We start from the raw sequence: 23130 nt of genomic DNA, 5'->3' as shown, positions 1-23130 counted from the left end.
AAGAACGCCACCGCCGGAACCTCACCTAATGCGAGTCGTCGTCTCTATCGGGGGTAGCGTGCTCGCGCCCGGGCTCGACCCCGAGCGCGTCGAAGGGTTCGCCGACGCCCTGCAGACGCTCTCGGCCGAGGGCTGTGAGCTGGGCGCGGTCGTCGGCGGTGGCACCGTCGCGAGACAGTACATCGGCGCCGCCCGCGAGCTGGCGGCCAACGAGTTCCAGCTCGACGAGCTGGGGATCGGCGTCACGCGGCTGAACGCCCGGCTGCTCATCGCGGCGATGGGCCACGGCGTCCAGCGCACGCCGGCGACCAGCTACGACGAGGCCGGCGAGGCGATCCGCCGGGGCGACACCACCGTCATGGGCGGCGTCACCCCGGGCCAGACCACCGACGCCGTCGCGGCCGCGCTCGCGGAGTACGTCGACGCGGAGCTGCTCGTGTTCGCGACCAGCGCCGACGGCGTGTACAGCGCCGACCCCGAGGAGGACGACGACGCCGAGCAGTACGGCCAGCTCACCCCCAGCGAACTGGTCGAAGTGATCGCGCCGATGGAGCGCGGCGCGGGCGCCTCCGCCCCGGTCGACCTGCTGGCGGCGAAGCTGATCCAGCGCTCCTCGCTGCGCACGATCGTCCTCGACGGCACCGACCCCCAGGCCGTCGTCGACGCCGTCCTGCGCGGCGAGCACACCGGCACCGACATCGTCCCCACCGGCGAGACGGACGAGCCGACGTACTGGACCCAGCATGAGTAGCGAACGGACGCCCGACCCGGACGCCGACGCCGTCGGCCCCTCATCGGGCCCGACCGCCGGCAGCGACGCCGGCGAGGGCGGCGGCGAGGACGAGTTCCACGCGTTCTGGGCGGACGCGGTCGCCGACGAGATCGAGGCCCGCGACCCCGAGGACCCCATCGTGATCAAGGGCGGCGTCTCGCCCTCGGGGATCCCCCACCTCGGCCACTTCAACGAGATCCTCCGGGGCCACTTCGTCGCCGAGGTGCTCCGCGAGCGCGGCCACGAGGTGCGGCAGGTGTTCACCTCAGACGACCGCGACCCGCTGCGGAAGCTCCCCCGGCGGCTGGCCGACGCCGACTGGAACGTCGTCGAACTCGGCGCCGTCGACGCCGGCGCGCTCGGGAAGAACCTCGGCAAGCCGTACACCGACATCCCCGACCCCTTCGGCGACTGCCACGACTCCTACGGCGCCCACTTCGCGGACCTGCTCTCCCAGGCCGCCGAGATGGTCGACGTGCCCGTCGAGGTGCTCTCGAACACCGAGCTGTACGAGACCGGCGAGTTCGAGCCCGAGATCCGGACGATCCTCGAGAACGTCGACACCGCGCGTGAGGTGCTCTCGGCGTACCAGGACTCCGTCGACGCGAGCTACTCCCCGTTCCGCGTCGTCTGCGAGGAGTGCGGCATCGTCACCGCCGACGTGACCGTCGCGGACCTCGACGCCGGCGTCGTCGAGTACGACTGCACCGGGATCACCGCGGGCGACCGCGATATCGAGGGCTGTGGCCACCACGGCGAGGCGACGCTGCGTGAGGGCAAGCTCTCCTGGCGCTTCGAGTGGCCCGCGCAGTGGAGCCTGCTCGGCGTCGACTTCGAGCCGTTCGGGAAGGACCACGCCGAGGGGTCCTGGCCGTCCGGCGAGGACATCGCCCGGAACGTGCTGGGGATCCAGCCCCCGGTCCCGATGACGTACGAGTGGTTCACGCTCAACGGCGAGCCGCTCTCCTCCTCGGAGGGGAACGTCGTCACGGTGCCGGAGGTGCTCGACCTGCTCGAGCCCGAGGTGCTGCGGTACTTCTTCGCGCTCGACCCGAACAAGGCCCGTGACTTCGACGTCTCGCGGCTCGACCAGCTCGTCGACGACTTCGACCGCTTCGAGCGGGCGTACTTCGGCGAGGTCGACGACGAGGAGCTGACGCGGTTCGCGGAGCGGGCGTACCCGTTCGTAGTGGACGAAGTCCGCGAGGACCGTATCCGCCTGCCGTACACGTTCGCCGCGGTGCTGGGGATGGTCGACGACCGCGACCTGCGCGTCCAGATGGCCCGCAACGAGGGGCACATCCCCGAGGACGCCGACGACGACGCGATCGAGGACGCGCTCGACCGCGTCGAGAAGGCCCGCGCGTGGGCCGAGCGGTGCGACAACGCCTACAACTACCGACTCCAGACCGACTTGCCGGACGTGGAGCTGACCGACGCCGAGGAAGCGGCGCTGTCCGACCTCGCCGAGTTCGTCGAGGCGGACCACGACGGCGAGGCGATCCAGGGCGAGATCTACGAGCTCGCGGACGAGCACGGCCTGGAGACGGCCGACCTGTTCGCCGCCGGCTACCGGCTGTTCTTCGACAAGACCCAGGGCCCGCGGCTCGGCGAGTTCCTCGGCGAGCTCGACCGCTCGTTCGTCGTCGCGCGGCTCCGCCGCGAGAGCTGATCGACGCCCCGGGACCCGAACGCATTTGCCCGGGCGGACCCGACTCTCGAGCAGATGATCGACGGGCTGCTTCAGGCTCTCCCCGCTCTCGGCCCGCTGACGTGGGTGGTTATCGGCGTCGCCGCCTACACGCTGGTGGCGTACTGGCTCGACGGCCAGGGCTACCTCCCCGAGTCGGTCAGCGTCTCCGGGCCGATCACGACGATCCACACCAAGCGCGGCCGGGCGTTCCTCGACTGGCTCGCCGGCCCCAAGCGGTTCTGGCGGGCCTGGACCAACGTCGGGCTAGGGGTGACCCTGGTGATCATGGTCGGCATGTTCGTCCTCCTGCTCCGGCAGGGGCGCTCGATCCTCCAGAACCCGCCGGCGCCGACGCCGGTGAACGAGCCCGCGAACGTGCTGGTGATCCCCGGCGTCAACGAGTTCCTCCCGCTGTCGGTCGCCCCCGAGATCCTCGCCGGCCTGCTGATCGGCCTCGTCGTCCACGAGGGCGGCCACGGCCTGCTCTGTCGGGTCGGGAACATCGACATCGAGTCGATGGGGCTGGTGACGCTCGGCTTCCTCCCCATCGGCGCGTTCGTCGAGCCCGACGAGGAGAGCCAGCGCGAGGCCGACCGCGGCGCCCGCGCCCGGATGTTCGCCGCCGGCGTCACCAACAACTACGCGGTGACGATCCTCGCCTTCGCCCTGCTGCTCGGCCCGGTCGTCGGCTCCATCGGCGTCGCCTCCGGCGCCGCGGTCGGCGGCGTCCTCCCCGGCTCCGCGGCCGACGACGCCGGCATCGAGCCCGGCGATCGGATCGTGATGGCCGGCGACCGCGAGATCGAGAACGCGACCGAGCTCGACGCCTACCTCGCGACGAGCACCGCGGGCGAGCTGACCGTCCAACTCGGCGACGGCACCGAGACGACCGTCGAGCGCTCGCTGCTCGTCACCCGGCTCCACGGCGGCTCGCCGTTCGACCGCGAGGGGGCGGCGGGGATCGACGTGAACGACACGATCACCGCCGTCAACGGCACCGAAGTCGACACCGAGCGCGGGTTCCGCGAGGCGGTCGGCAACCGGCCGGTCGTCGAACTCCGGACCGAGGACGGGCGGACGACGACCGCGCCGATGGGCGTGATCGTCCGCGCGACCTCGCCCGACCTGCCGGGCGTCGGCGGCTCGGCCGACGACCACCCGCTCAACGCCTCGGGGTTCCCGGCGCGTGACTCCTTCACCGTGCTCAGCATCGCCGGCCAGTCGACGCACACCCCCGCGGACGTGACCGCCGCACTCGACGGGCGCGAGGCGGGCGACTCGGTCGAGGTCGTCGCCGTCGTCGACGGCGAGCGCCGGACCGAGACGGTGACCCTCGCCGCGGACTACCGCGAGGGCGAGACCGGCGGCTACCTCGGCATCTCGCCGCTGGCGAGCTACGGCGGGATCCAGACGAGTAGCCTCGGCGTCGACAGCTACCCGGCCGCCGAGTTCCTCGGGCTGCTGACCGGCGGCAGCGAGACGGCGGTCGGCGGCGGCTCGGTGATCGGGGCGACGCTGGTGATCCTGCTGCTCCCCTTCATCGGCGCCGTCGGCGGCGCGGGGTACAACTTCGCGGGGTTCGTCGCGGTCAACCGGAACTTCTACGAGGTGACCGGGCCGCTGGAGCCGCTCGGCGGCGGCGTGTTCCTGCTCGCGAACCTGCTGTTCTGGACCGGCTGGATCAACCTCAACCTCGCCTTCTTCAACTGCATCCCGGGCTACCCGCTCGACGGGGGCCGGATCCTCCGGGCCTGCGTCGAGGCGGTGGTGTCGCGGCTCCCGATCGAGGACAAACACGCCGCCACGCGGGCGGTGACGACGAGCGTCGGGCTGGCGATGCTGGCGTCGCTGCTGCTCGTTGTGTTCGGCCCGCAGCTGCTCAACTGATCGCGGACGCGTGCCGGTTCAGCCGAGCACCACGTCGAGCGTGAGCATCACCGCGGCGCCGAGCATCAGCCCGAGCGAGGCGACCCGCCCGTGGCCGTGCTCCTGCGTCGCCGGGACGATGTCGTCGACGATGACGTACAGCATCCCGCCGGCGGCGAACCCCATCGCGTACGGGAGCAGCGGGGCGGCGACGACGACGGCCCACGCGCCGACGACAGCGAGGGGGATCTCGACCAGCCCGGCGCGGATCCCGGCGACCGTTGCGTACCAGCGGCGGCCGAGCCCCGCGTTGACCGCCGCGACCGACACCGCCAGCCCCTCGGGGACGTTCTGAATCCCGATCGCCAGCATCAGCGAGAGCCCCTCCGCCACGTCGCCGCTGCCGAAGCCGACGCCGACGGCCAGCGCCTCGGGCATGTTGTGGATCGTGATCGCGAGCGTGAACAGGAGGACGGAGGTGAGCCGCGGATCGTGCTCCTGAGACTCCGAGCCGCTCCCGGTCAGCCGGGAGCTGACGAGGAAACTCAACGAGGGCGCCCAGCGCTCGCCGCTGTCGAGCAGCGCGACGCCGAGCGCGAAGCCGATCAGGACGGGGACGATCCCGCGCAGTTCGACGGGTCCGAGGCCGAGCCCCCGGTACGCCGGGGCGGCGGCGAACTCGATGCCGGGGACGAGCAGGCTCGTGTAGCTCGCCGACACCATCACGCCGGCCGCGAAGCCGAGCGAGGCGTCGAGCCACTTCCGGCTCGGGTCCCGCCAGACCAGCACGACGCTGGCGCCGAGCGCGTTGAGGAGGGCGATGAACAGCCCGCCGGCGAGCCCCTGGACGACCGGGTCGCCGCCGACGACGTCGACGAAGGTGGACTCGAAGCTCATCGGATCCTCCGTGGCCGGTGTCGGGACACGTTACTCCGACCGGTGTGGCCGGAACTACCTAAGCGCGCCGACTACTCGTTGGGGTCTTCCTCGACGCCCATCCGCTCGTAGAACTCCTCGGGCGTGTCCTCGATGCGCTGGAAGTCGTCGAAGTAGTACTCGTGGTGGCGGACGACCTGCTCGCAGATCCACCGGGAGAACGTCTCGTCGAACCGCCAGTGCTCCTCGGGCTGTTCCACGTCGAACCGCTCGTCGGTCGCGAAGGCGACGTAGACGTGGTAGAACCCGAGGATCACGTCGGCGAACTCCCGGGCTTTGGCGCCGGTGTCGACGCGCTTCTCGGCGAGCTCCTCCTCGCCCTCGGGGGTGAGCTCGAAGTACTTCCGGTCGGGCTCGTCCTCGCGCTCGATCCGTTCGGCCCAGCCGTTCTCCTCGAACTTGTAGAGGATGGGGTACACCGACCCGTAGGAGGGTTCCCAGTGTCCGCCGCTGATGTCGCCGATCTCCTTGAGGATCTCGTAGCCGTAGCGGGGTTTCTCCTCGAGGAGTTCGAGCACGATGTACGAGATGAGGCCTTTCGGGGGGCCGCTCTTCCGCATCGTTCAGCGTACCGAGGGGGCACGTCGAAAGGGTTTCGGTCCGGCAATCGGCGCCTCAGCCGCGCACGCGGCCGTCCGTGTGGGCGTGCGACACGTTCGCGGCCGACCCGCCGGCGCGCGACCGCCACGCTCGGGCGTGGGAGCGCGGTAACACGCAACGCCCAAGCCCCCCGGTTCCCAACGACGAGTATGACCGAGCCACCGCAGACCGAAGAGGGATGGTTCGTCCTCCACGACTTCCGGAACGTGGACTGGGACGCCTGGCGCGACGCCCCCGACCGGGAACGGGAGCGCGCGATCTCGGAGGGCGTCGACTACCTCGAGGACCACGAGGCCGTCGTCGACGCCGACGAGGGCACGTCGGCGGTGTTCAGCGTCGTCGGCGACAAGGCCGACCTGATGGTGCTGCATCTCCGGCCGACGCTCGACCACCTCTCGACGGCTGAGCGGCGGTTCGAACACACCGCCCTCGGCGAGTACACCGAGCAGACCACCGCCTACGTCTCAGTGACGGAGGTGTCGGGCTACGTCTCTGACGCCTACTTCGCCGAGGACGAGGAGGAGGTCGACGAGGGGCTCAAGCAGTACATCGAGGGGAAGATCAAGCCCGAGCTGCCCGACGACGAGTACGTCTGCTTCTACCCGATGGACAAGCGCCGCGGCGAGGAGGTCAACTGGTACGACCTCCCGTTCGACGAGCGCGCGGACCTGATGGCCGGCCACGGCGAGACCGCCCGGAAGTGGGGCGGGAAAGTCGACCAGATCATCTCCTCCTCGCTCGGCCTCGACGACTGGGAGTGGGGCGTGACGCTGTTCGCCGGCGACGCCACGGACATCAAGGACATCGTCTACGAGCTCCGCTTCGACGACGCCACCTCGAAGTACGGCGAGTTCGGCTCGTTCTACGTCGGCCGCCGGTTCCCGCCCGCGGACCTCGGCGCCTATCTACGAGGCGAGACGGTGCCGACCACCGACACCGAGGGCCACCACGCCGAGAGCGCCGACGAATCCCACCACCACGGCGAGGGTGCCAGCCACCACGGCGACGGCGACCACCACGGCGACGACGAGCACGGCGAGGGTGACGGCCATCACGACGACGGCGGGGAGGACGCCGACGAGGCCGACATCCGCGGCCAGCTCGAGGATCTCGACATCTACGCGGGCCAGCCCCACGGCGAGGACGTGTACGCGACGGTGCTGTACAGCGAGGCCGACGCCGACGAGGTCGCCGACGAGGTCGACGGGCTCCGGGGCAACTTCGAGCACTACGACACCCACGTGAAGACCGCGGTGTACGAGGGGACCTACACCGACCGCGTCGCGGTCGTGAGCATCTGGGACACCGCCAGCGCCGCCGAGACCGCGGCGGGGTTCCTCTCGGACCTGCCGGGCGTCGTCTCCCGGGCCGGCGAGGAGTCCGGCTTCGGCACGATGGGGATGTTCTACACCGTCAAGCCCGACTACCACGAGGAGTTCGTCGAGAAGTTCGACACCGTCGGCGGCCTGCTCGAGGACATGGATGGCCACATGGAGACGGACCTGATGATGAACCGCGCCGACGAGAACGACATGTTCATCGCGAGCCAGTGGGTCTCCCAGGAGGACGCGATGGCGTTCTTCCGCTCGGACGCGTTCCGCGACACCGTCCAGTGGGGGCGTGACGTGCTCGCGGACCGGCCGCGACACGTGTTCCTCGCCTGAACAACCGACCGACTGGCTCTCGTTGAGTTTCCGGCACGGCGTCGACTCGGCGCCGCCGATCGACGCCCCCGGCCGGCGGGTGTTGCACGGCATGTGAACACCCGAACCCATATGCCCGCGCCTCCCCAGATTCCGGGCATGACGAAACGTCACGCCTCCCTCCCACCGGACGCCGAGGCGGGGGTGGACGCCTTCATCGACTCCGTCGACGAGCGACTCGCGTCCGACGAGGACACCTGCGACGTGGTGCAGGACGTGCTGGTCGATCTGTTCGGCGACCGCGACGCCTACGAGGACTGGCAGGCGGGCGGCGACGTGACCCCGGCCGAGCGCGTGCGCCTCCAGGGGTACGACCCGTGTAACGCGACGCTGGAGTCGGAGTACTACGCCGAGAAGGACGAGGAGCGCTTCGAGCGCTCGAAACACCTCCAGTGGCTCTGGCGCCAGTTCGACGCGACGCCGATGGCCGACAACGTCGAGTTCGCGCTGCGGTTCCGACAGATGCTCGCGACCCACCTGTTCGACGAGGTCGGCGAGAACTGCCGCTTCTTCAAGGGGATCACGTTCACCTACGGCCACAACATCACGATGGGCGACAACGTGGTCGTCCACGACGACGTCCATCTGGACGACCGCGGCGCGCTGGAGATCGGCGACCGCGTCTCGATCTCCGATTCCGCGCAGGTGCTCTCCCACGACCACGACATCGTCGACCAGACCGAGGTCGAGAACTACCGCACGATCGTCGAGGACGACGCCCGGCTCACCTACGACACGATGGTCCGCGCCGGCTCGAAGCTCGGCGAGAACTCCGTCGTCGGCGCGAAGGCGGTCGTCGACGGCGACGTGCCGGCCCACCACGTCGCGGTCGGCCAGCCCGCGAAGTCGGTCCGCGTGAAACCGGGCTGGGAGGACGTGGCCGAGCCGATCGAGGATCGACTGGAGCGCAACAAAGAGGAACGACGGATCGAGTACGACCTGCCCGACGATCTGGACGCCTTCGACGAGTTCGAGCGGGACCTGCAGCCGCCCGGGTCGCCGACGCCCGACGGGCGCTAGAGCCGAATATACGCCCAGCCCGAATCCTGCAACCGCGTCAACTCGCCCACACCAGAGGAGACGAACGCGACGCCCTCGCCGAAATCATCTTCGCCAGCCTCGGCGCCCTGCGCAGCGTTCGAGCAGAGCTTCACCGTCGCACCCATCTCGACCAGCGCGTCGGTCGTCTCCTGTAGCTCCCCCGCCGCGGCGTCGATGACCGCGGGTCGGTCGACGACGACTGCGACGCCGTCGAGTTCGAGCGTTTCGTCGTCGAGGAGGTTCCGGACTTTCGCCTCGGCGGTGCGGTAGGCGTCGACGCTGGAGACGTGGTAGACGGTGTGCACGAGAGCCAGTACGCGATGGGGCACCTTCGTGTATTCGGAAAGCGTCGGTATGGGGCTCGACGAAAACGTCGAAGAACTCACGGTCCGCCATGATCGAAGGGTTCAGAGGGTGAGAAGCGCCCTGAAGACGGAGTTCAACGATATCCCCCCTATACCCGAAGAACGGGGAGTTCGGCGGCTCGTTCTCAACGGCGGGCGACCGGCTTCGATCGGGCATCACTCACTAGATCTCCTCTTCGGCGAGGGGGCCTCTACTGGGACTGGCGTGTGCATGCTCACGAGAGCCGAGTCATACTCAGAATTCCCCTCGATATCACCTCAGCAGCCAGTCCCTGGTCGGCTCGCGGGTTTCATAATCGGATTCGGCCCCCGCAAGGGGCGTCCCTGTGGAATACGGGGAATCAAGTATGACTGATTTTGCTCAACGCATCGCTGCCGACGGCACCGATCGCGTCTTCGGTGGTCAAAACCCCCAAATTCGGCGGTTTCGTAGGGACACCGATGGAGTATCCGAAACGGCGAATCGCAAGAGGGAAACCGATTATGAAGAATTTCCACCCCAATAGAGGGCCGATCCGGTCTCGGCGGTGAGGCGTCGTTGGACGCCAGACAGCTTTTAGCCTGCGTTTTCAGCCGATACGGGGGTGCGACGATGCCGATTCATAATCAGTTTTTCTCCACAATACAGGGGGTACTTGCGGGGATTTTAACCGATTATGACGGTGCGACAGACCTGAAGCCGAGGGGCTCAATCTTCATAATCGGTTTCAGTCTGCGGGTTTTGACTTTTCAGAATCGATTCTGTGTTTCTACTGCGTGCTGTCAGCTATCCGACCGTCGGCGGCGAAGTCTCTGCGAACGTCAAGTTGCTTGCGAAGCAACCGCGAGGAGTGGACAGCAGCGACTCCAGGCTACTGAGGAATGCAGAAAATGCGCCGTCCGGGAAATCAACTACACCACCCTACTTCCGTCACCCTGATTGGTTCACTCGGGTAGCGTGGCGCTTGTCCATGAACTCGGCCTCGAACCCTTTCGGGTGGGCGGTAAATCCGCCGCTCGGTGTCACCGTTCCAGACTTCAGGGCAAGTTGACTGTTGCCCGTCCGCCGAGACGACTGTTGGCCTCGACGGACGTACCGCATCCCAATGTTCTTCGCCGCGTTGTAGTCCGCATTCGCTTCCGAATCACAGCTCATACACCGGAAGCGGGTTCGATTCGGGCGATTCTCGCTCGCCGTAAACCCACACTCGGCACACCGCGTGGACGTGTGCGCTGAGCCGACTTGCTTCACCGCGATGCCTTCCGCTTCGGCTTTGTACTCCACTTGGTCGTAGAGCGTTCGGAACGCCCATTTGTGCCCCCACGATGCGCGTGTTCGGTCGCGGATATGCGTCAAGTCCTCGAACGCGATCACATCACACTCGAACCGGATTGCTTCAGCGACGATAGCATTCGACGCCCGATGAAGCACATCACGGATATAGCGAAGTTCGCGGCCACTCGATTGTTCGAGCGTTCGATGCGCGCTTCGTGTCCCAGTCTGCTGGAGACCCGCACGGACCTTCTCGAACTCATTGAGATCGTGGGTTAGCTCCCGTCCGCTGAAGAAGTAGGCAGTACTGGTGACGACAAGGTTTTCGATACCGAGGTCGACCCCGAGAACCGTTCCGTCCTCGGCGGTGTTCCGCTCGGTGTCGTTCCTGGGTCGGCGGAAGCGATATGCAGGAAGTAGTCGCCCTCACGAGCGGTGAGAGTGCTTTCCGTGACGCTCCACTCGTCAGAATCGAGGTACTGCCGTTGGTAGCCGTCGTCGGCATCGGGCAGAGCGAGTTCACACCGAATGCGACTCTCCGTTGTGGAGAGCGATACCGTATCGTCGTCAAACAGCGTCATCGTCCGGGTATCGTACTTCACCGTGGGCGCGGTGAAGGTGGGCTTGCTGACTCGCTTGTCTTTGGACCTGCGTTCGATACAGCCAGTAATAGCTTGGGCGGCTTGATGGGTGGCGAGGATCGCGTGCTGACTACCGAGGTCGGTATGTTCTCGCACGTCGTCGTAGGCGAGGGGCTGTACGTCGCTCTTGGCGTTACAGTTGCCCCACGCCATCTCCGTGGCGATTTGGCAACCACTCTTCCACGCAGAAATCGTCTCTTCGAGAAGGTCTCGTTGCTCGTCCGTCACATCGAGACGAGTGATTGCTGTCCGACGCACGTAATCGTCTGCCACAGTTTCAATGGGGACATGTTGCTACTTATATTTGGACAGTCGCCTCGATTCGAGTGCTCTTCCCCCTCAAGGAACCGCAGTTCAACACTCTCTGGCCCCGTCATCAGATCTCTCGGTTGGACCCCACGACAATACACAAGAGAAGGAAACAGAATGCGGATGCCGGGAATTGAACCCGGGCCGGTAGCTTGGGAAGCTACTGTCCTACCACTGGACCACATCCGCCTTCGTGGTCTTTCGTTCACGAGGCCTATGGCGCTCGTGTTCGAGAGAACACCGTCCCTGGGTAAGTCGGTTTCGGATTCGCCCACCCCGACGTCGCCGCCGGAACCGGACACGCGTCCAGTGCCCCGAATCGGTGCGTGCCTATTTGCCGACGGCGACAGAACGCCCGGGTATGCCTGAAGACGTCCTCACCGAGAACGCGCCGCTGGACCTCCGGTTCTCGGAGGCCGAACTCGAAACCGCCCGCGAGGAGATCGTCTCGTTCATCCGGGACACCGTCGACGCCGCCGGCGCCGAGGGCGCGGTGCTGGGGCTGTCGGGCGGCATCGACTCGACGCTCACCGCCTACCTCGCGGTCGAGGCGCTGGGCGAGGAGGGCCTCCACGGACTCACCATGCCCGCCCGGGTCAGCGACGACGAGTTGATGAGCGACGCCGAGGCGGTCGCCCAGTCGCTCTCGATCCCCTACGACGTGATCGAGATCGAGCCCATCGCCGAGCAGTTCGACGAGGCGTTCCCGGAGGGCGTCGACGACCGGACTGCCGCGGGCAACGTCCGCGTTCGCACCCGGGCGGTGATGAACTACTACGTCGCCAACGTCGAGAACCGGATCGTGCTGGGCACCGGCAACCGCAGCGAGGCGATGACCGGCTACTTCACGAAGTACGGCGACCAGGCCGTCGACTGCAACCCCATCGGCGACCTGTACAAGCAGCAGGTCCGCCAGCTCGCCGCCCACGTCGGCGTCCCGCACGAACTGGTGATGCAGACGCCCACCGCCGAGATGTGGGAGGGCCAGACCGACGAAGCGGAGATGGGGCTCAACTACGACCACCTCGACGCCGTGCTGGCGCTGCACGTCGACGGCCCGCTGTCGACGGCCGCGACGGTGCGCTACGTCGACGGCGTCACCGAGGAGCACGTCGAGCGCGTCGAGGAACTCGTCGAGGGGAGCGCGCACAAGCGGTCGATGCCGCCCGCGCCGGGCCTCTCGGTGCGAGAATAACCGTAGCTATCTACCGAACGGGGTTCTCCGGCCCGCGGCCGAGGTACTCCGAGGCGAACGCGTGGACGGCCTCCGCGTCGTAGTCCTCCAGCACGAGTCGGTGGGTCCAGGCCGTCAGCACGTAGTCGCCGCGCGGGTCGTCGTTGGGGTTCGGCGCGACGACGACGCTCTGCCAGGTCCCCTGGTAGTTCGAGCTCCACGCCCGCAGGCTGGCCTCCTCCTCGTCGCTCAGGGTCGCCGGGTCGTAGTAGATCACGACCGCGCCGTGTTCCAGCGTGTGGACGAGCTCTTCGAGCTGGGGCGTCTCGGTGTAGAAGCCGGCGGCGACCGTGCCGTCCCAGTGCGGGCCCGACAGCGGCGGGTCGCGCTCGTAGTCGACCTCGCCCGAGCGGTGCTCGGCGCCGTTGCTCTCGAACGTCTCGACCTGTGAGATCCACTCGTCGTCACCGTGCTCGTCGAGCGGGTCGTCCTCGAGACCCGTCGGCTCGGCGTCGACGCCCTCGACGCCGTTCCCGCCGGTCAGGAAGAAGAACCAGATGGCGACGACGAGCACGACCAGCACCGCGACGCCGGAGAGCAGCGCCGCGATCGGGACGCGCTCGTCGCCGTCGTCCCGCGCCGACTCGACCCGGCGCTGGTCTATCGGCCCGAGCTCCCCGGCGTGCTCGTCGCCGAGATGTTCGAGGTAGGCTGCCTCGTCGTCGAAGGCCGCCCCGCAGTACTCACACTCGACCATACCCCCACACCGATCCGGTCGCCCATAACCCTTCGCTCTCGGGCGGTCCAGCGGACCGGCGACGCCGGGAGCGCTCTCCGGCGTTGCTGGCGCTTTGGTGTGCTTTCCAAAGGCCTTTGGCTTCGCCGCGGCTTCTCCTACACGATGGACGACGCCGCCGTGGCCCGCCGCTCGGCCCGGAACGCGCTGGGGGAGATCGAGCCGGATCCCCTCCGTGAGACGCTCGACCAGCGGCTGGCAACGGCGTCGATGGCGCCGGGCGCGCTGACGCTCGCGACCGCCCGCGCGTTCGACGCCGGGACCGACGTGACCGCACTCGGCGAACTCGCCGCCGGGGTACAGCTCATCTACGAGGGGCTCTCGTTGACCCGCCAATTGGCCCACGAGGAGCCGTGGGCGACCGACCCCGACGCCGACATCGAGGCCGACCTCTCGGTCGTCGCCGCCGACGTGCTCGTCTCGCGGGGGTTCTCGCTGCTGGCTCGCACGCCGGCGGCCGACCGCGCGGTCGAAACCGTCCGGGCGTTCGGCCGCGATCAGACCGTCCGCGAGACGGCCGAGGAGACCGCCGCGATCGACCGGAACCTCGAGGGCGACGTGTTCGAGCTCGCGGTCGTCGCCGGCGCCGCCGCCGTCGACGCCACGCCCTCGGAGGAGCTGCTCGCGTTCGCGGGCCAGATCGCCCACTCCTACGAGGGGTCGCTCCCGGCGGCGGCGGAGCTGCTGGCCGAGTCGACGCGGGACCGCCTCCACGGCTTCGCAGACGGCGTCGTCGAACCGGAGACGGCGCGGGGCACGGGAACGGATGCCTGACCCCGGGCCGAATCGAAACCACTAAAGACGAAACCGCGGTAAGAGAAGATGCGCGCCTGGGTAGCTTAGCGGTAAAGCGCGTCCTTGGTAAGGACGAGAGCCCGGGTTCAAATCCCGGCCTAGGCTTGCACCGTTTCCTTCCCCACCCGTTTTCAACTCCCGTAGACACGGGTACGTTACCATGGTCGACACCTGGTCCGCGTGGTTGTTCACCTGATCGCCTTCGGCGTCGCGGGCGGCTGCGTCCGGCACGGTTGGACGGGCGACCTCGACCCGTGACGAAACGCCTTTTTCGGGGCGCTCCACGCCTCCGGTATGAGCGTTGCCACCACCGTCTCCACGGTTTTCGCCCCCGAGCTGTTCGTCCTCGTCGCGACGCTGCTGCTCGTCGGCTACGAGCGCCGTACCGATCCCGCGCTCGGCCCGCTCGCCCGCCGCGTCGGCGTCGTCGTCGGCGCGTGGGTGCTCGCCTTCGCCGTCTACCAGGGCGGCCCAGGAGTGGTCGGCACGGGCGTCCCGGGCGGCGAGGACTTCTTCGCGGCGCTCGGGCTGATCGTCGCCTTCGGCGCCATCGCGATCGCGTGGCGCCGCCTGGGCTGGGGGTCGCTGGTGCCGCTCTACGCCGCGCTGCTCGTCGGCACCTCGCTGCTCCACCTCGTCGTCGTGCCGCTGTGGGACGCGTCGAGTCACGTCATCTACGCCGCCGTCCCCGCGGGCGCACTGGTCGCCGCCGACCGGCGGTTCGCGCCGCTGGTCGCGGTGCCGCCGGCGCTCGTCTGGAGTCGGATCGCCACCGGCGCCCACACCGTCGGCGAAGCCGCGGGTGGGCTGCTCGTCGCGGCCGTCGTCCTCGGGGCTGCGTTCGCGCTCGATCGTCTGCCGCGGTCGTCGACGGCCGGGACCGATCCGCGCTGAGCTACTCGTCCAGTCGCTGTACCTCGCTCGTGCGGCCGGTATCCGCCGCGTCACCGGTGTTCTCGGTGCCCGCCGGCTCGAACAGCACGACCTCCGCCAGCCCGTCGGCGACCGGGCGGTGTTCGACGCCCGCGGGGACGACGCCGAGTTCGCCGTCGGAGAGCCGCTGGTCGGGCTCGCCGCGGAGCTCGATCGTCAGCTCGCCGTCGATCACCCAGAACAGCTCGTCGGCCTCGGGGTGGCTGTGCCAGACGAACTCCCCCTCGAGTTTGGCGACTTTCAGTTCCTGCCCGTTGAGCGAGGCGACCAGCCGCGGCGCCCAGCGCTCCTCGAACGCGTCGAAGGCGTCGTCGAGGTCGACGGTGTCCATACGCGAGGGAGGAGCCTGCGAGCGAAAAGCGCGTCGGCGAGGATCAGGGCGGCCGGGGGATCAGCCCCCATCACCGGAGATCCGTGAGCAGCGACCCCGGCACGCGGTCGAGCAGCGCCGGCGGGAGGCGGTCGACCACCCGTTCGGCCCAGTCGATCATCGGTCGCCGGACGGCCGCGTACCCGACCCCGACGGCGACGGCGCCGAGGACGGCCGTCTCGACGTGGCCGTCGTAGACGAGGACGCCGGGCACCGCCAGCGCGAGCGTGGCGACGGCGTCCTCCGGCGCCCCGTCGTAGCGGATCCAGCGGCGCGGCCGCCACCAGCGCCCGTGGTAGTGGCTGTACACCGCGCGGTCGCCGGTCGCCTCCCAGGGGCGGAGCTCGAGCCCGCCGCCCGCGGCGTCGCTGACGGCGTGCAGCGCCGCGGCCGCCAGGAACAGCGCGGCGCCGACGGTCCAGGCGCTCGGGAGCGCCACCGCGACGGCGACGGCCGCGGTCGCCGCCAGCGAGAAGTATACCGGGAAGTGCAGCGTCCGGCGGTGCTGGCCCGGCATATCCAGGTCCGGGAACACCCCGCCCGCGAACCCCGCGGCGGCGGCGACGGCGGCGAGCTCCGGCGCGACGAACGCGACCGGAACCGCCAGCAGCAGCCCCGCCAGCGCGTGGGTAGTGACCATCATCTAGAGAAAGTAGGCGTTCGGCGCTGATAACGCTCACGCCGGGGAAAACCGACGACGCCCGTGGCCGTCACCGGGGGAGGTGGGGAGAGATCGACGGCCGGCGTCGTCCGTCCGGAGCCGTGCCGGGCGCACCGCACAGTGGACGACGGGTGTGCGCCCACGGGGATCCAGCCGTCGGACCGACTTAAAGCCGCGTCAGACGATCGACTGACGGCGCCGGCTCCACCCGCCCGTGGCGTCGACCCGCAACACCGATACCGCGCGCGGCCGACGTGGGACCGATGCCCGAACGCTGGGAGTCGCTGTTCGCCCGCGCCGCCGAGTACGGGGTCGACGAGACGGCCGTGAGCGAGGCGCTCGCGGAGGTCAGGGATGAGTGAGCCCACGCCGGCCCGGATCGTCGCCGACAGCGACGTGCTGGCGGCGGATCTCCTGACCGACGGCGCCGCCCGGGCGTGTCTGGACCAGGTCCGGAGCCACTCCTGGCTCACGCTCGTCGCGAGCGATCCGCTGCTCGACGACGCCGAAGCGGTGATCGAGCGCCTCGCGGACCCGGATCTCGCGGCGGACTGGCGCGAACGGATCGAGGAGCTCCGCGAGCCCGTCGAGCAGCCCGCGGGCGACCACCCCGCGCTGGCGTCGGCGTTCCACGGCGGCGCGATGCACGTGCTCTCCTTCGACGAGCGGCTCACGGGCGCGAAAGGGAACACGATGGTTCGCGACCGCGTCGAGACCGCCGTCCGGACGCCCGACGCGTTCGCGACCCTGTTCGACCCCGCGAAGCTCTACCCGGAAGTGGTCGGCGGCGAGTACCCCGGACCGGACCGGGATCCGCGGGCGTAGCCGCTCAGTCGAGTGGTTTTCGCAGTTCGTGGCGCGTCACGTCGTACCCCCGTTGCTCGTACAGCGCGCGCGCCGACTCGTTCTCCCGGTGGACGTGCAGCGTGACGTAGACGCAGTCGCGTTGCTCGGCCCAGGCCTCGGCGTCGGCCAGCAGCGCGTCGGCGATCCCCTGCCGGCGATACGCCGGGCGAACGAAGAGTTCGTTGACGTGGGCGGTGTCGCCGTGCCGGACGACCGGCGGCGCCGGGCGGTGGTCGCCTGCCACGTAGCCCACGAGCTCGTCGTCGACGACCGCGACCCGGTCGAACGTGTCGTCGCCCCGGACGCGTTCGCGTCGGTGCTCGGTCGCGTCCGCCACGGGCTCGTCGACGAGCCCGCCGTAGGGGTCGTGATCCGCGAGCGACTCGGCGTAGGGGAGCCACAGCGCCTCGACGAACGCGGCGGCCTCCGCCTCCCGGAGCGGACGGATCTCCATTACCGGTCGGCGTGCCACTCCGCGAACTTCGCCAGCGCCCGCCCGCGGTGGGAGATGGCGTTCTTCTCGGCCTCGTCCATCTCGGCGAACGTCGTCCCCTCGTGCTCGAAGATGGGGTCGAAGCCGAACCCGCCCTCGCCGCGGGGTTCGACCAGCCGGCCGCGGACGCGCCCCTCGAACAGCTTCACGGGCAGCGCCTCGCGCTCGTCGTCGCTGTCGGGGTCCGCGCCCGCAGCGGCGGCGGCGACGCGGTCGTCGACGTCGACGGGGTCGGGCGAGGCGTCGAACCCCTCGCCGTCGCAGTACGCCAGCACGCAGCGGAACGACGCCGCTCGGTCGTCCTCCGCGCGGGCGAGCTCCCACGTGCGCTCGACGCCGATGGTCTCCTCGGCGTAGGAGGAGTACGGGCCGGGGAACCCGTCGAGCGCGCGGACGAACAGCCCGGCGTCGTCGACGAGCGTCGGCTCGCCGGCGTGGCGGTACGCCTCGCGCGCGCCGCGGGCGGCGATGGTGCCGAGGTCGTCGCTCTGGATCTCGGTGTAGTCGTAGTCGAGTTGGGAGACGCCGCCGCCGAGGTACTCCTCGGCCTCGCGGACCTTCCCGGGGTTGGTGGTGACGTAGCGCAGCATCTACCGGGGCTGGGAGTGGTTCGGGAAAGAAGGGTGCGGTTCGCGTGTGCGTCAGTCGTCACAGAGCCGCGGCTGACCGTCGCCGCGGCTCAGTCGTCGTCCACGATGACTTCGACGGGCTCCTCGTCGCCGCCCGCCTCGCCGTCGCGGTCCTTCTGACTCTCCTGCCAGAGCAGGCCGACGACGACGAGCCCCACGACCCACGAGCGCCAGTTCGCGAGGTTGAGCGTGTACCCCACGCCGAACGGCTTCTCGACCAGCATCCCCTCGCCGGGCTGCCAGTACGACGAGAGCATCCGGCTGATGCTCGGTTGCTCGAAGTTGTACGGGACGCCGAACAGCTCGCCGGACTGGGGCTTGCCGCTCTCGTTGTCTACCATGGGTGAACAGTTGGTCGGCGGCGATAAATCGTTTTGGTACGCTACTGATACCGACCGCGTCCCCGAATCTCCGCCAGCCGCTCCAGCACCGCCTCCTCGCCGACGGCGGCGTACCCCTCCTCGAACGCCCGGCTGATCGCCGCCGCGTCCGTCGCCGTCCCCGCGACGGAGCCCTCGAACACGTGTAGATCCATCGCGTGGTCCTCCGGGTGGCCGGAGTGGTAGCCCAGCCCGAAGTCGATCAGGAACAGTCGGTCGCCGACCCGGACGTTCTTCGTCGTCGGGTCGCCGTGGACGATCCCGGCGCCGTGGAGCCGGGCCAGCTGTTCGCCGAGCGTCCGCGCGCGCTCGGTCGTGAGCCCGCGTGCGAGGTCGCCGTCGCCGACGTGCTGGAGCCGGAGCGTCGCCTCGGGCACGTCGACGTCGTGGACCAGCGGCGTCGGCACGCCCGCCTTCCGGGCCTCGCTGAGCAGGCGCGCCTCCAGCACGGTCCGATCGCGGCGGAGCGTCCGGTCGAGCTCTGGGTGCCGGTAGCTCTTGGGGATCCGGCGCTTCACCACGACGCCGTCCTGCTGGTTGACGATCGCCTCGGCGCCGCGCCGGGGGTCGGTGAGCCCCGCGCCCGCCCGACTGCCACTCGCGCCGCGGCCGACCGCGACTGACTCGTCCTCGCGCCACGTCACGGGCACGTCGTCGGGGCGGAAGTTCGGGTCGATCGCGCTGTCGGCGATCTCGATCGTGTCGCCCGCGGCGGCCATCTTCGCGCCGAGGACGGCGATCATCCCGGCGTTGTCCCGCAGGAACCGCGGCTCGGGCGCGTAGAACTCGGCGCCGCGCTGCTCGCACATCTCCGCGAGCATCTCCCGCAGGCGGGCGTTCTGCCCGACGCCGCCGCCGAGTACGAGCTCGTCGCTGCCCGTCAGCGAGAGCGCGCGCTCGCTGACCTCCGTGAGCATCGCGAAGACGTGCTCCTGCAGCGAGAAACAGACGTTCTCGACGGGCTCGCCGTCGTCGACGGCGTCCTTCGCCGCGCTCGTCAGCCCGGAGAAGGAGAAGTCCATCCCCTTCACGACGTACGGGAGGTCGACGTACTCGCCGTCTTTCGCGGCCTCCTCGACCTTCGGGCCGCCGGGGTGACTCCAGCCGAGGTGGCGCGTGAACTTGTCGATCGCGTTGCCGACGCCGGTGTCCATCGTCTCGCCCAGCACGCGGTAGCGGCCGTCGTGGTAGCCCAGCAGGTGGGCGTTGGCGCCGGAGGCGTTGAGACAGACCGGCGAGTCGAAGCCGGACTCGTGGCGCCCGATCTCGAGGTGGGCGACCATGTGGTTCACCCCCACGAGCGGCACGTCGAGCGTGCCGGCGAGCGCGCGCGCGGCGGTGCCGGCGACGCGCAGACACGGGCCCAGTCCGGGGCCCTTCGAGAACGCGACGGCGTCGATATCCCCGTCGGCGTAGTCGAGCGCCGTCTCGATCACCCGCGGGATCGCGTCACCCATGTGCTCGGCGGCCTCGCGCGGGTGAATCCCGCCGCTGTCGGGTTCGTACGCGTCGGACTCGATGAACGTCTCGTCGGTCTCGGTGTCGTGGACGGCGGCGCTCGCACACCACGCCGTCCCCTCGACACCGAGAACGCGCATCCGGCGTTACTCGCCGTCGGCTGCCGCTTCCTCGGCCTCCGCGTCGGCCTCGATCTTGTTCCGCTCGAGCATGTGGTCCTGCTCCACGTCACGGGCGTCGTCGGGCGACTCGTACACTTTCGCGTCGCCGATCGTCTTCCGCATGCCGAACTTGGTGTCGAGCTTGCGCACGACGACCTCCGCGGAGTCCTTGTCGAGCTTCGCCGCGAGGCTGTCGCGGACCTGCAGGCGCGAGGGCGTGGCCTCGTCGTGGGTGAGCTCGAAGCGGACGTCGGTACGGTGCAACATCGGGTTCTCCTCCTCGTCGACGATTTCGATCTCCATGGTCAGTTGCCCGAAGATGCGCCGGAAAACGGCAAAAGGATTTCGAAGGGCTACTGTCGGCGGTCCCGACCTGTCGGACCGACGCTACACGCCCAGCGCAGCGAGCGCCGCGTCGGCGTCGCCGTCGAACCGGACCAGCAGATCCCGCATCTCCGCCCGCGCGGCCTCGGTCACCTCGATCAGCACCATCCCCTCGCCGGGCTGGCCGTAGACGACGCTCCCGCCCAGCGGCGCCGCCAGCACCGCCGGCAGGGTCGCGAGATCCTCCTCGCCCTCGACGACCAGCAGGGTGTCCGCCTCGGCGTCGACGGCCTCCCGGAGCGAGAGAAGCAGGTCGCGGGAGAGCTCCGCGGGGTCGTTAACCACGTCGATGCGGTGCTCGCCCGCGCCCTCGAGCCCCGCGCGGATCTCCTCGGAGATCGCGGCGCGCTCGGTGAGGCCATCGACGACCGCCACGTGGGGCTCGTGGCCCGCCTCCCGGAGGTGGTAGGTGACCACGTCGCCGACGGCGATGATCGGCTCCCCGGCGTCGGCGAGCAGCTCGTCAATGTCGGTGTAGAGCGGTCCAAACGGCTCCTTGAACGCCTCGCGGAGCTCGGGCGGCAGCGTGAGCACCTTACCGGACCTTCAGCGCGTAGCTCCCCGGCTCGGTGACCTCCATCTCGTCGGCCACGTCGCTCTCCTCGGGGTGGTTGATGATCACGTAGCCCGCCCAGTCCTCGGTGAGGCTGGAGGAGCCACAGTAGTCGCAGCTCTGGCTGTCGGGGTCGTTGACGTAGTGGCACTCCCGACACGCCAGTCGCGGGTCGGCCATCTACGCTTCCTCCTCCTGGCGCTTGTCGTACTCCTCGGCGAGCCACTCGTGCTTGCCGAGCCCGGGCTGCTTGGCCGTCAGGCCGATCTTGGAGTCCCGGGGGTTGCGCTCGTCGATGCTCTTGGTGACGATGCGGACGCGCACCGCGTCGTCGACGCCGAGCGTGCGGTCGGAGTCCGAGGACGCCAGCTGCTGGTTCTCGCCGTCGTAGGCGAGGTATTCGTTGGAGATCTGGGAGACGTGGAGCAGCCCGTCGATCGGGCCGATCCCGACGAACGCGCCGAACTCGACGACCTCGACGACCGTGCCGTCGACGACCTCCTGCATGTCCGGGTCGTAGGTGATGGCGTCGAACTCCGCCTCGTAGTAGACGCCCGGTCGGTTCGGCAGCACGGCGCCGTCGCCGATGTCGTGGACCTCGACGACGCTCACGACGCTGCCCACGTCCTCGTCCATCCGTCCCTCGAGTTTATCCTGGAGCAGGGCTCGCACCCGCTCCTCCGTCACGTCGGCCAGGTTCCGCGGCGGCACCTCGACCGTGTCCTTGAGTCGTACCCGTTTGTACATGCTAGGTTTCAGTTATCGCCAGTGTGTTCCGCCCCCTTAAACCGATTACGTCAACGCCCGCGTCGAGCAGGCGGTCACGCAGCGGGCGGTCGTTGGTCACCACGTACACCTCGCCCTCGGTCGCTTCCGCGACCGCGACGACGGCGTCGTCGGCGTACGGTTCGTCCGTCTCCACGATCCGACAGCGCTCGACCAGATCGTGACCGACTGCGGCGGCGGTGCCTTCCGTCCCGTTGCCGTCCCGGAGCTTCTCCAGCTCCGCGACGACCGCTCGGGGGGTGACGGCGTCGTACGTCCCGAGCAGCCGGTCGAGCTCGTCGAACACGCGCACGTCGAGTTCGACCGGCATCATCAGGGCGTTGGTGTCCAGCACCGCCGTCGCGCTCATTCCTTCAGCGTGCCGATGCCGATGAGCCGCCAGCGCGCGCCCACGCGGCGGTTGATCGCGATCTTCGCCCCCGGCTCCGCACAGACGGGGCGCTTGAGCGATACCTCACACTCGCCGCCGCGGGCGCTGGTGACGGCGCCGACGGTGGTGGCGGTGCCGACGGTGAGCATCAGCGGCTCGCCCGTCGAGATCTCCTCGACTTCGTCCTCGTCCTCGCCGACGACGCGGTCGAGCAGCTCCACGTCCATCTCGAACCCCTCGAGCGTCGGCGGCAGCGTGCCGGGCTCGCCGGCGACCTGTCCCGCCAGCGCGTCGCCCTTCGTGTAGGACGGGTCGAGCCCCGTCCCCACGCCGAGCAGGCCGCCGGGGCTCGCCTCCTCGACGGGGTTGCCGCCGGCCTGGATCGACCGAACGTCGGTCGTCATGGGCTGCCACTCGCTCTGGCCGCCCTCCTCGACCTCGCGGCCGGGGCGGAGTTCGATCTCGTCGTCCTCGCTCAGGGTTCCCTGCGCGAGCGAGCCGCCGACGACGCCGCCGAGCAGCGAGTCGGCGGTCGTCCCCGGCTTGTTGATGTCGAAGCTCCGCGCGACGAACATCCGGGAGTCGGCGTCGGGGTCGCGATCCGGCGTCGGGATCTCCCGCTCCAGCGCGTCGATCAGCAGGTCGATGTTGACCTCCTGCTGGGCGCTGATCGGGACGATCGGCGCGTCCTCCGCGACCGTCCCCTCGACGAACTCCTGGATCTGGCGGTAGTTCTCCTGGGCGCGCTCGCGGTCGACGAGGTCGACCTTGTTCTGGGCGATGACGACGTTCTCGATGCCGATGATGTCCAGCGCCATGAGGTGCTCCTGGGTCTGGGCCTGGGGCACGTCCTCGGTGGCGCTGACCACCAGCACCGCGCCGTCCATGATCGCCGCGCCGGCGAGCATCGTCGCCATCAGCGTCTCGTGGCCCGGCGCGTCGACGAACGACACCTCGCGGACGATCTCTGTGTCCACGTCGTGCTCGTCGCAGTGCTCCGCGACCGTGTAGCACTCGGGCTCCTCCTCCTCGGGACACCGACGCAGCGTCGCGTCGGCGTACCCCAGGCGGATGGAGATCCCGCGTTTCATCTCCTCGCTGTGCTTGTCGGTCCACGAACCACTCAGCGCCTGCACGAGTGTCGTCTTCCCGTGGTCGACGTG

At 69.3% G+C, this 23130-nt stretch carries 25 protein-coding genes, 2 tRNA genes and 1 pseudogene; 10 read left to right on the top strand and 18 right to left on the bottom strand.

The features are described from left to right. Window positions 1-28 precede the first annotated feature (28 nt). Genes pyrH through ACP95_RS03015 form a run of 3 tightly spaced genes read left to right on the top strand, consistent with a single transcriptional unit; the run spans window position 29 to window position 4352 of the window. Entirely contained in the window at window positions 29-751 is a 723-nt protein-coding gene (pyrH, locus tag ACP95_RS03025) for a UMP kinase (RefSeq protein ID WP_049979792.1), read from the top strand. Next, the gene (gene lysS, locus ACP95_RS03020) at window positions 744-2444 is read left to right on the top strand and encodes a lysine--tRNA ligase (protein ID WP_049979791.1); all 1701 of its coding nucleotides are present in this window, start codon (window positions 744-746) and stop codon (window positions 2442-2444) included. Before pyrH ends, lysS begins: the two co-directional genes overlap by 8 nt. Window positions 2445-2498: 54 nt before the next feature. Then, entirely contained in the window at window positions 2499-4352 is a 1854-nt protein-coding gene (locus tag ACP95_RS03015; protein ID WP_049979790.1) for a site-2 protease family protein, read from the top strand. Between the two features lie 18 nt (window positions 4353-4370). Here ACP95_RS03015 and ACP95_RS03010 read toward each other — a convergent pair whose 3' ends face one another. Both ACP95_RS03010 and ACP95_RS03005 read right to left on the bottom strand, forming a co-directional pair. Then, entirely contained in the window at window positions 4371-5228 is an 858-nt protein-coding gene (locus tag ACP95_RS03010; protein WP_049979789.1) for a ZIP family metal transporter, read from the bottom strand. Window positions 5229-5299: 71 nt separating this feature from the next. After that, entirely contained in the window at window positions 5300-5827 is a 528-nt protein-coding gene (locus ACP95_RS03005) for a PadR family transcriptional regulator (protein ID WP_049979788.1), read from the bottom strand. Between the two features lie 189 nt (window positions 5828-6016). Between ACP95_RS03005 and ACP95_RS03000 the strand changes: the two genes are divergently transcribed. After that, window positions 6017-7531 carry a heme-binding protein gene (locus ACP95_RS03000; protein WP_049979787.1) on the top strand — a complete coding sequence of 505 codons (1515 nt, stop codon included), beginning with the start codon at window positions 6017-6019 and terminating at the stop codon, window positions 7529-7531. A 138-nt stretch (window positions 7532-7669) separates the two neighbouring features. Next, a complete protein-coding gene (locus ACP95_RS02995) occupies window positions 7670-8590 on the top strand; it encodes an acyltransferase (protein ID WP_049979786.1) in 921 nt (306 codons plus the stop codon). On the opposite strand, the gene ACP95_RS02990 is transcribed toward ACP95_RS02995, so the two are convergent. The 3 genes and pseudogenes from ACP95_RS02990 to ACP95_RS02980 all read right to left on the bottom strand — a co-directional run bounded on the left by ACP95_RS02990 (window position 8587) and on the right by ACP95_RS02980 (window position 11367). Then, window positions 8587-8940, bottom strand: coding sequence for a DsrE family protein (locus ACP95_RS02990; protein ID WP_161782045.1), 354 nt, complete (start codon window positions 8938-8940; stop codon window positions 8587-8589). The two genes, ACP95_RS02995 and ACP95_RS02990, sit on opposite strands and share 4 nt — an antisense overlap. Before the next feature lie 946 nt (window positions 8941-9886). Then, window positions 9887-11142: pseudogene (locus ACP95_RS02985) on the bottom strand (RNA-guided endonuclease InsQ/TnpB family protein). Between the two features lie 154 nt (window positions 11143-11296). Beyond that, window positions 11297-11367, bottom strand: a tRNA-Gly gene (locus ACP95_RS02980). A gap of 172 nt (window positions 11368-11539) precedes the next feature. Here ACP95_RS02980 and ACP95_RS02975 point away from each other — a divergent pair. Next, window positions 11540-12373: an NAD+ synthase gene (locus tag ACP95_RS02975; protein ID WP_049979784.1), complete on the top strand. Its 834-nt coding sequence runs from the start codon at window positions 11540-11542 to the stop codon at window positions 12371-12373. A gap of 10 nt (window positions 12374-12383) precedes the next feature. On the opposite strand, the gene ACP95_RS02970 is transcribed toward ACP95_RS02975, so the two are convergent. Beyond that, window positions 12384-13109: a DUF3105 domain-containing protein gene (locus tag ACP95_RS02970; protein WP_049979783.1), complete on the bottom strand. Its 726-nt coding sequence runs from the start codon at window positions 13107-13109 to the stop codon at window positions 12384-12386. 144 nt (window positions 13110-13253) lie between these two features. On the opposite strand from ACP95_RS02970, the gene ACP95_RS02965 reads away from it, so the two are divergent. The 3 genes from ACP95_RS02965 to ACP95_RS02955 all read left to right on the top strand — a co-directional run bounded on the left by ACP95_RS02965 (window position 13254) and on the right by ACP95_RS02955 (window position 14837). Next, window positions 13254-13922 (top strand): DUF7114 family protein, encoded by a 669-nt coding sequence (locus ACP95_RS02965; protein WP_049979782.1) that lies wholly within the window; start codon window positions 13254-13256, stop codon window positions 13920-13922. A 54-nt stretch (window positions 13923-13976) separates the two neighbouring features. Beyond that, window positions 13977-14048, top strand: a tRNA-Thr gene (locus tag ACP95_RS02960). A 189-nt stretch (window positions 14049-14237) separates the two neighbouring features. Beyond that, on the top strand, window positions 14238-14837 hold the full coding sequence (locus ACP95_RS02955) for a hypothetical protein (protein WP_049979781.1): 600 nt from the start codon (window positions 14238-14240) through the stop codon (window positions 14835-14837). 1 nt (window position 14838) lies between these two features. Here the strand turns inward: ACP95_RS02955 and ACP95_RS02950 are convergent, their stop codons facing one another. Together ACP95_RS02950 and ACP95_RS02945 are read right to left on the bottom strand one after the other, a co-directional pair. Then, window positions 14839-15207, bottom strand: coding sequence for a cupin domain-containing protein (locus ACP95_RS02950; RefSeq protein ID WP_049979780.1), 369 nt, complete (start codon window positions 15205-15207; stop codon window positions 14839-14841). 70 nt (window positions 15208-15277) lie between these two features. Then, window positions 15278-15889, bottom strand: a complete 612-nt coding sequence (locus ACP95_RS02945; protein WP_049979779.1) for a hypothetical protein — start codon at window positions 15887-15889, stop codon at window positions 15278-15280. A 372-nt stretch (window positions 15890-16261) separates the two neighbouring features. On the opposite strand from ACP95_RS02945, the gene ACP95_RS02940 reads away from it, so the two are divergent. Further along, window positions 16262-16732 carry a DUF7384 family protein gene (locus ACP95_RS02940; protein WP_049979778.1) on the top strand — a complete coding sequence of 157 codons (471 nt, stop codon included), beginning with the start codon at window positions 16262-16264 and terminating at the stop codon, window positions 16730-16732. 4 nt (window positions 16733-16736) lie between these two features. Here ACP95_RS02940 and ACP95_RS02935 read toward each other — a convergent pair whose 3' ends face one another. The 10 genes from ACP95_RS02935 to ACP95_RS02890 all read right to left on the bottom strand — a co-directional run. Continuing rightward, window positions 16737-17207, bottom strand: coding sequence for a GNAT family N-acetyltransferase (locus tag ACP95_RS02935; RefSeq protein ID WP_049979777.1), 471 nt, complete (start codon window positions 17205-17207; stop codon window positions 16737-16739). Beyond that, the gene (locus ACP95_RS02930; protein WP_049979776.1) at window positions 17207-17836 is read right to left on the bottom strand and encodes a non-canonical purine NTP pyrophosphatase; all 630 of its coding nucleotides are present in this window, start codon (window positions 17834-17836) and stop codon (window positions 17207-17209) included. Before ACP95_RS02930 ends, ACP95_RS02935 begins: the two co-directional genes overlap by 1 nt. A gap of 89 nt (window positions 17837-17925) precedes the next feature. Further along, window positions 17926-18216: a DUF5808 domain-containing protein gene (locus ACP95_RS02925; RefSeq protein ID WP_049979775.1), complete on the bottom strand. Its 291-nt coding sequence runs from the start codon at window positions 18214-18216 to the stop codon at window positions 17926-17928. A gap of 41 nt (window positions 18217-18257) precedes the next feature. Next, entirely contained in the window at window positions 18258-19853 is a 1596-nt protein-coding gene (locus ACP95_RS02920; protein WP_049979774.1) for a bifunctional N(6)-L-threonylcarbamoyladenine synthase/serine/threonine protein kinase, read from the bottom strand. Between the two features lie 6 nt (window positions 19854-19859). Then, window positions 19860-20177 carry a 30S ribosomal protein S24e gene (locus ACP95_RS02915; RefSeq protein ID WP_049979773.1) on the bottom strand — a complete coding sequence of 106 codons (318 nt, stop codon included), beginning with the start codon at window positions 20175-20177 and terminating at the stop codon, window positions 19860-19862. Window positions 20178-20261: 84 nt separating this feature from the next. After that, window positions 20262-20792, bottom strand: a complete 531-nt coding sequence (locus ACP95_RS02910) for a GTP-dependent dephospho-CoA kinase family protein (RefSeq protein ID WP_049979772.1) — start codon at window positions 20790-20792, stop codon at window positions 20262-20264. A gap of 1 nt (window position 20793) precedes the next feature. After that, window positions 20794-20991 carry a transcription elongation factor subunit Spt4 gene (gene spt4 / locus ACP95_RS02905; RefSeq protein WP_049979771.1) on the bottom strand — a complete coding sequence of 66 codons (198 nt, stop codon included), beginning with the start codon at window positions 20989-20991 and terminating at the stop codon, window positions 20794-20796. Then, a complete protein-coding gene (locus tag ACP95_RS02900) occupies window positions 20992-21558 on the bottom strand; it encodes a DNA-directed RNA polymerase (protein WP_049979770.1) in 567 nt (188 codons plus the stop codon). Window position 21559: 1 nt separating this feature from the next. Then, window positions 21560-21946, bottom strand: a complete 387-nt coding sequence (locus ACP95_RS02895; protein ID WP_049979769.1) for a PIN domain-containing protein — start codon at window positions 21944-21946, stop codon at window positions 21560-21562. Beyond that, window positions 21943-23130 (bottom strand): translation initiation factor IF-2 subunit gamma (locus tag ACP95_RS02890; RefSeq protein WP_049979768.1); only part of this gene is annotated, 1188 nt, incomplete at its 5' end. The genes ACP95_RS02890 and ACP95_RS02895, both read right to left, overlap by 4 nt.

Source organism: Halolamina rubra (assembly GCF_000739555.1).
GTDB classification, from domain to species: domain Archaea; phylum Halobacteriota; class Halobacteria; order Halobacteriales; family Haloferacaceae; genus Halolamina; species Halolamina rubra.
The sequence above is the reverse complement of the archived record's forward strand: the minus strand, read 5'-3'. Positions and strand labels throughout refer to the sequence as shown.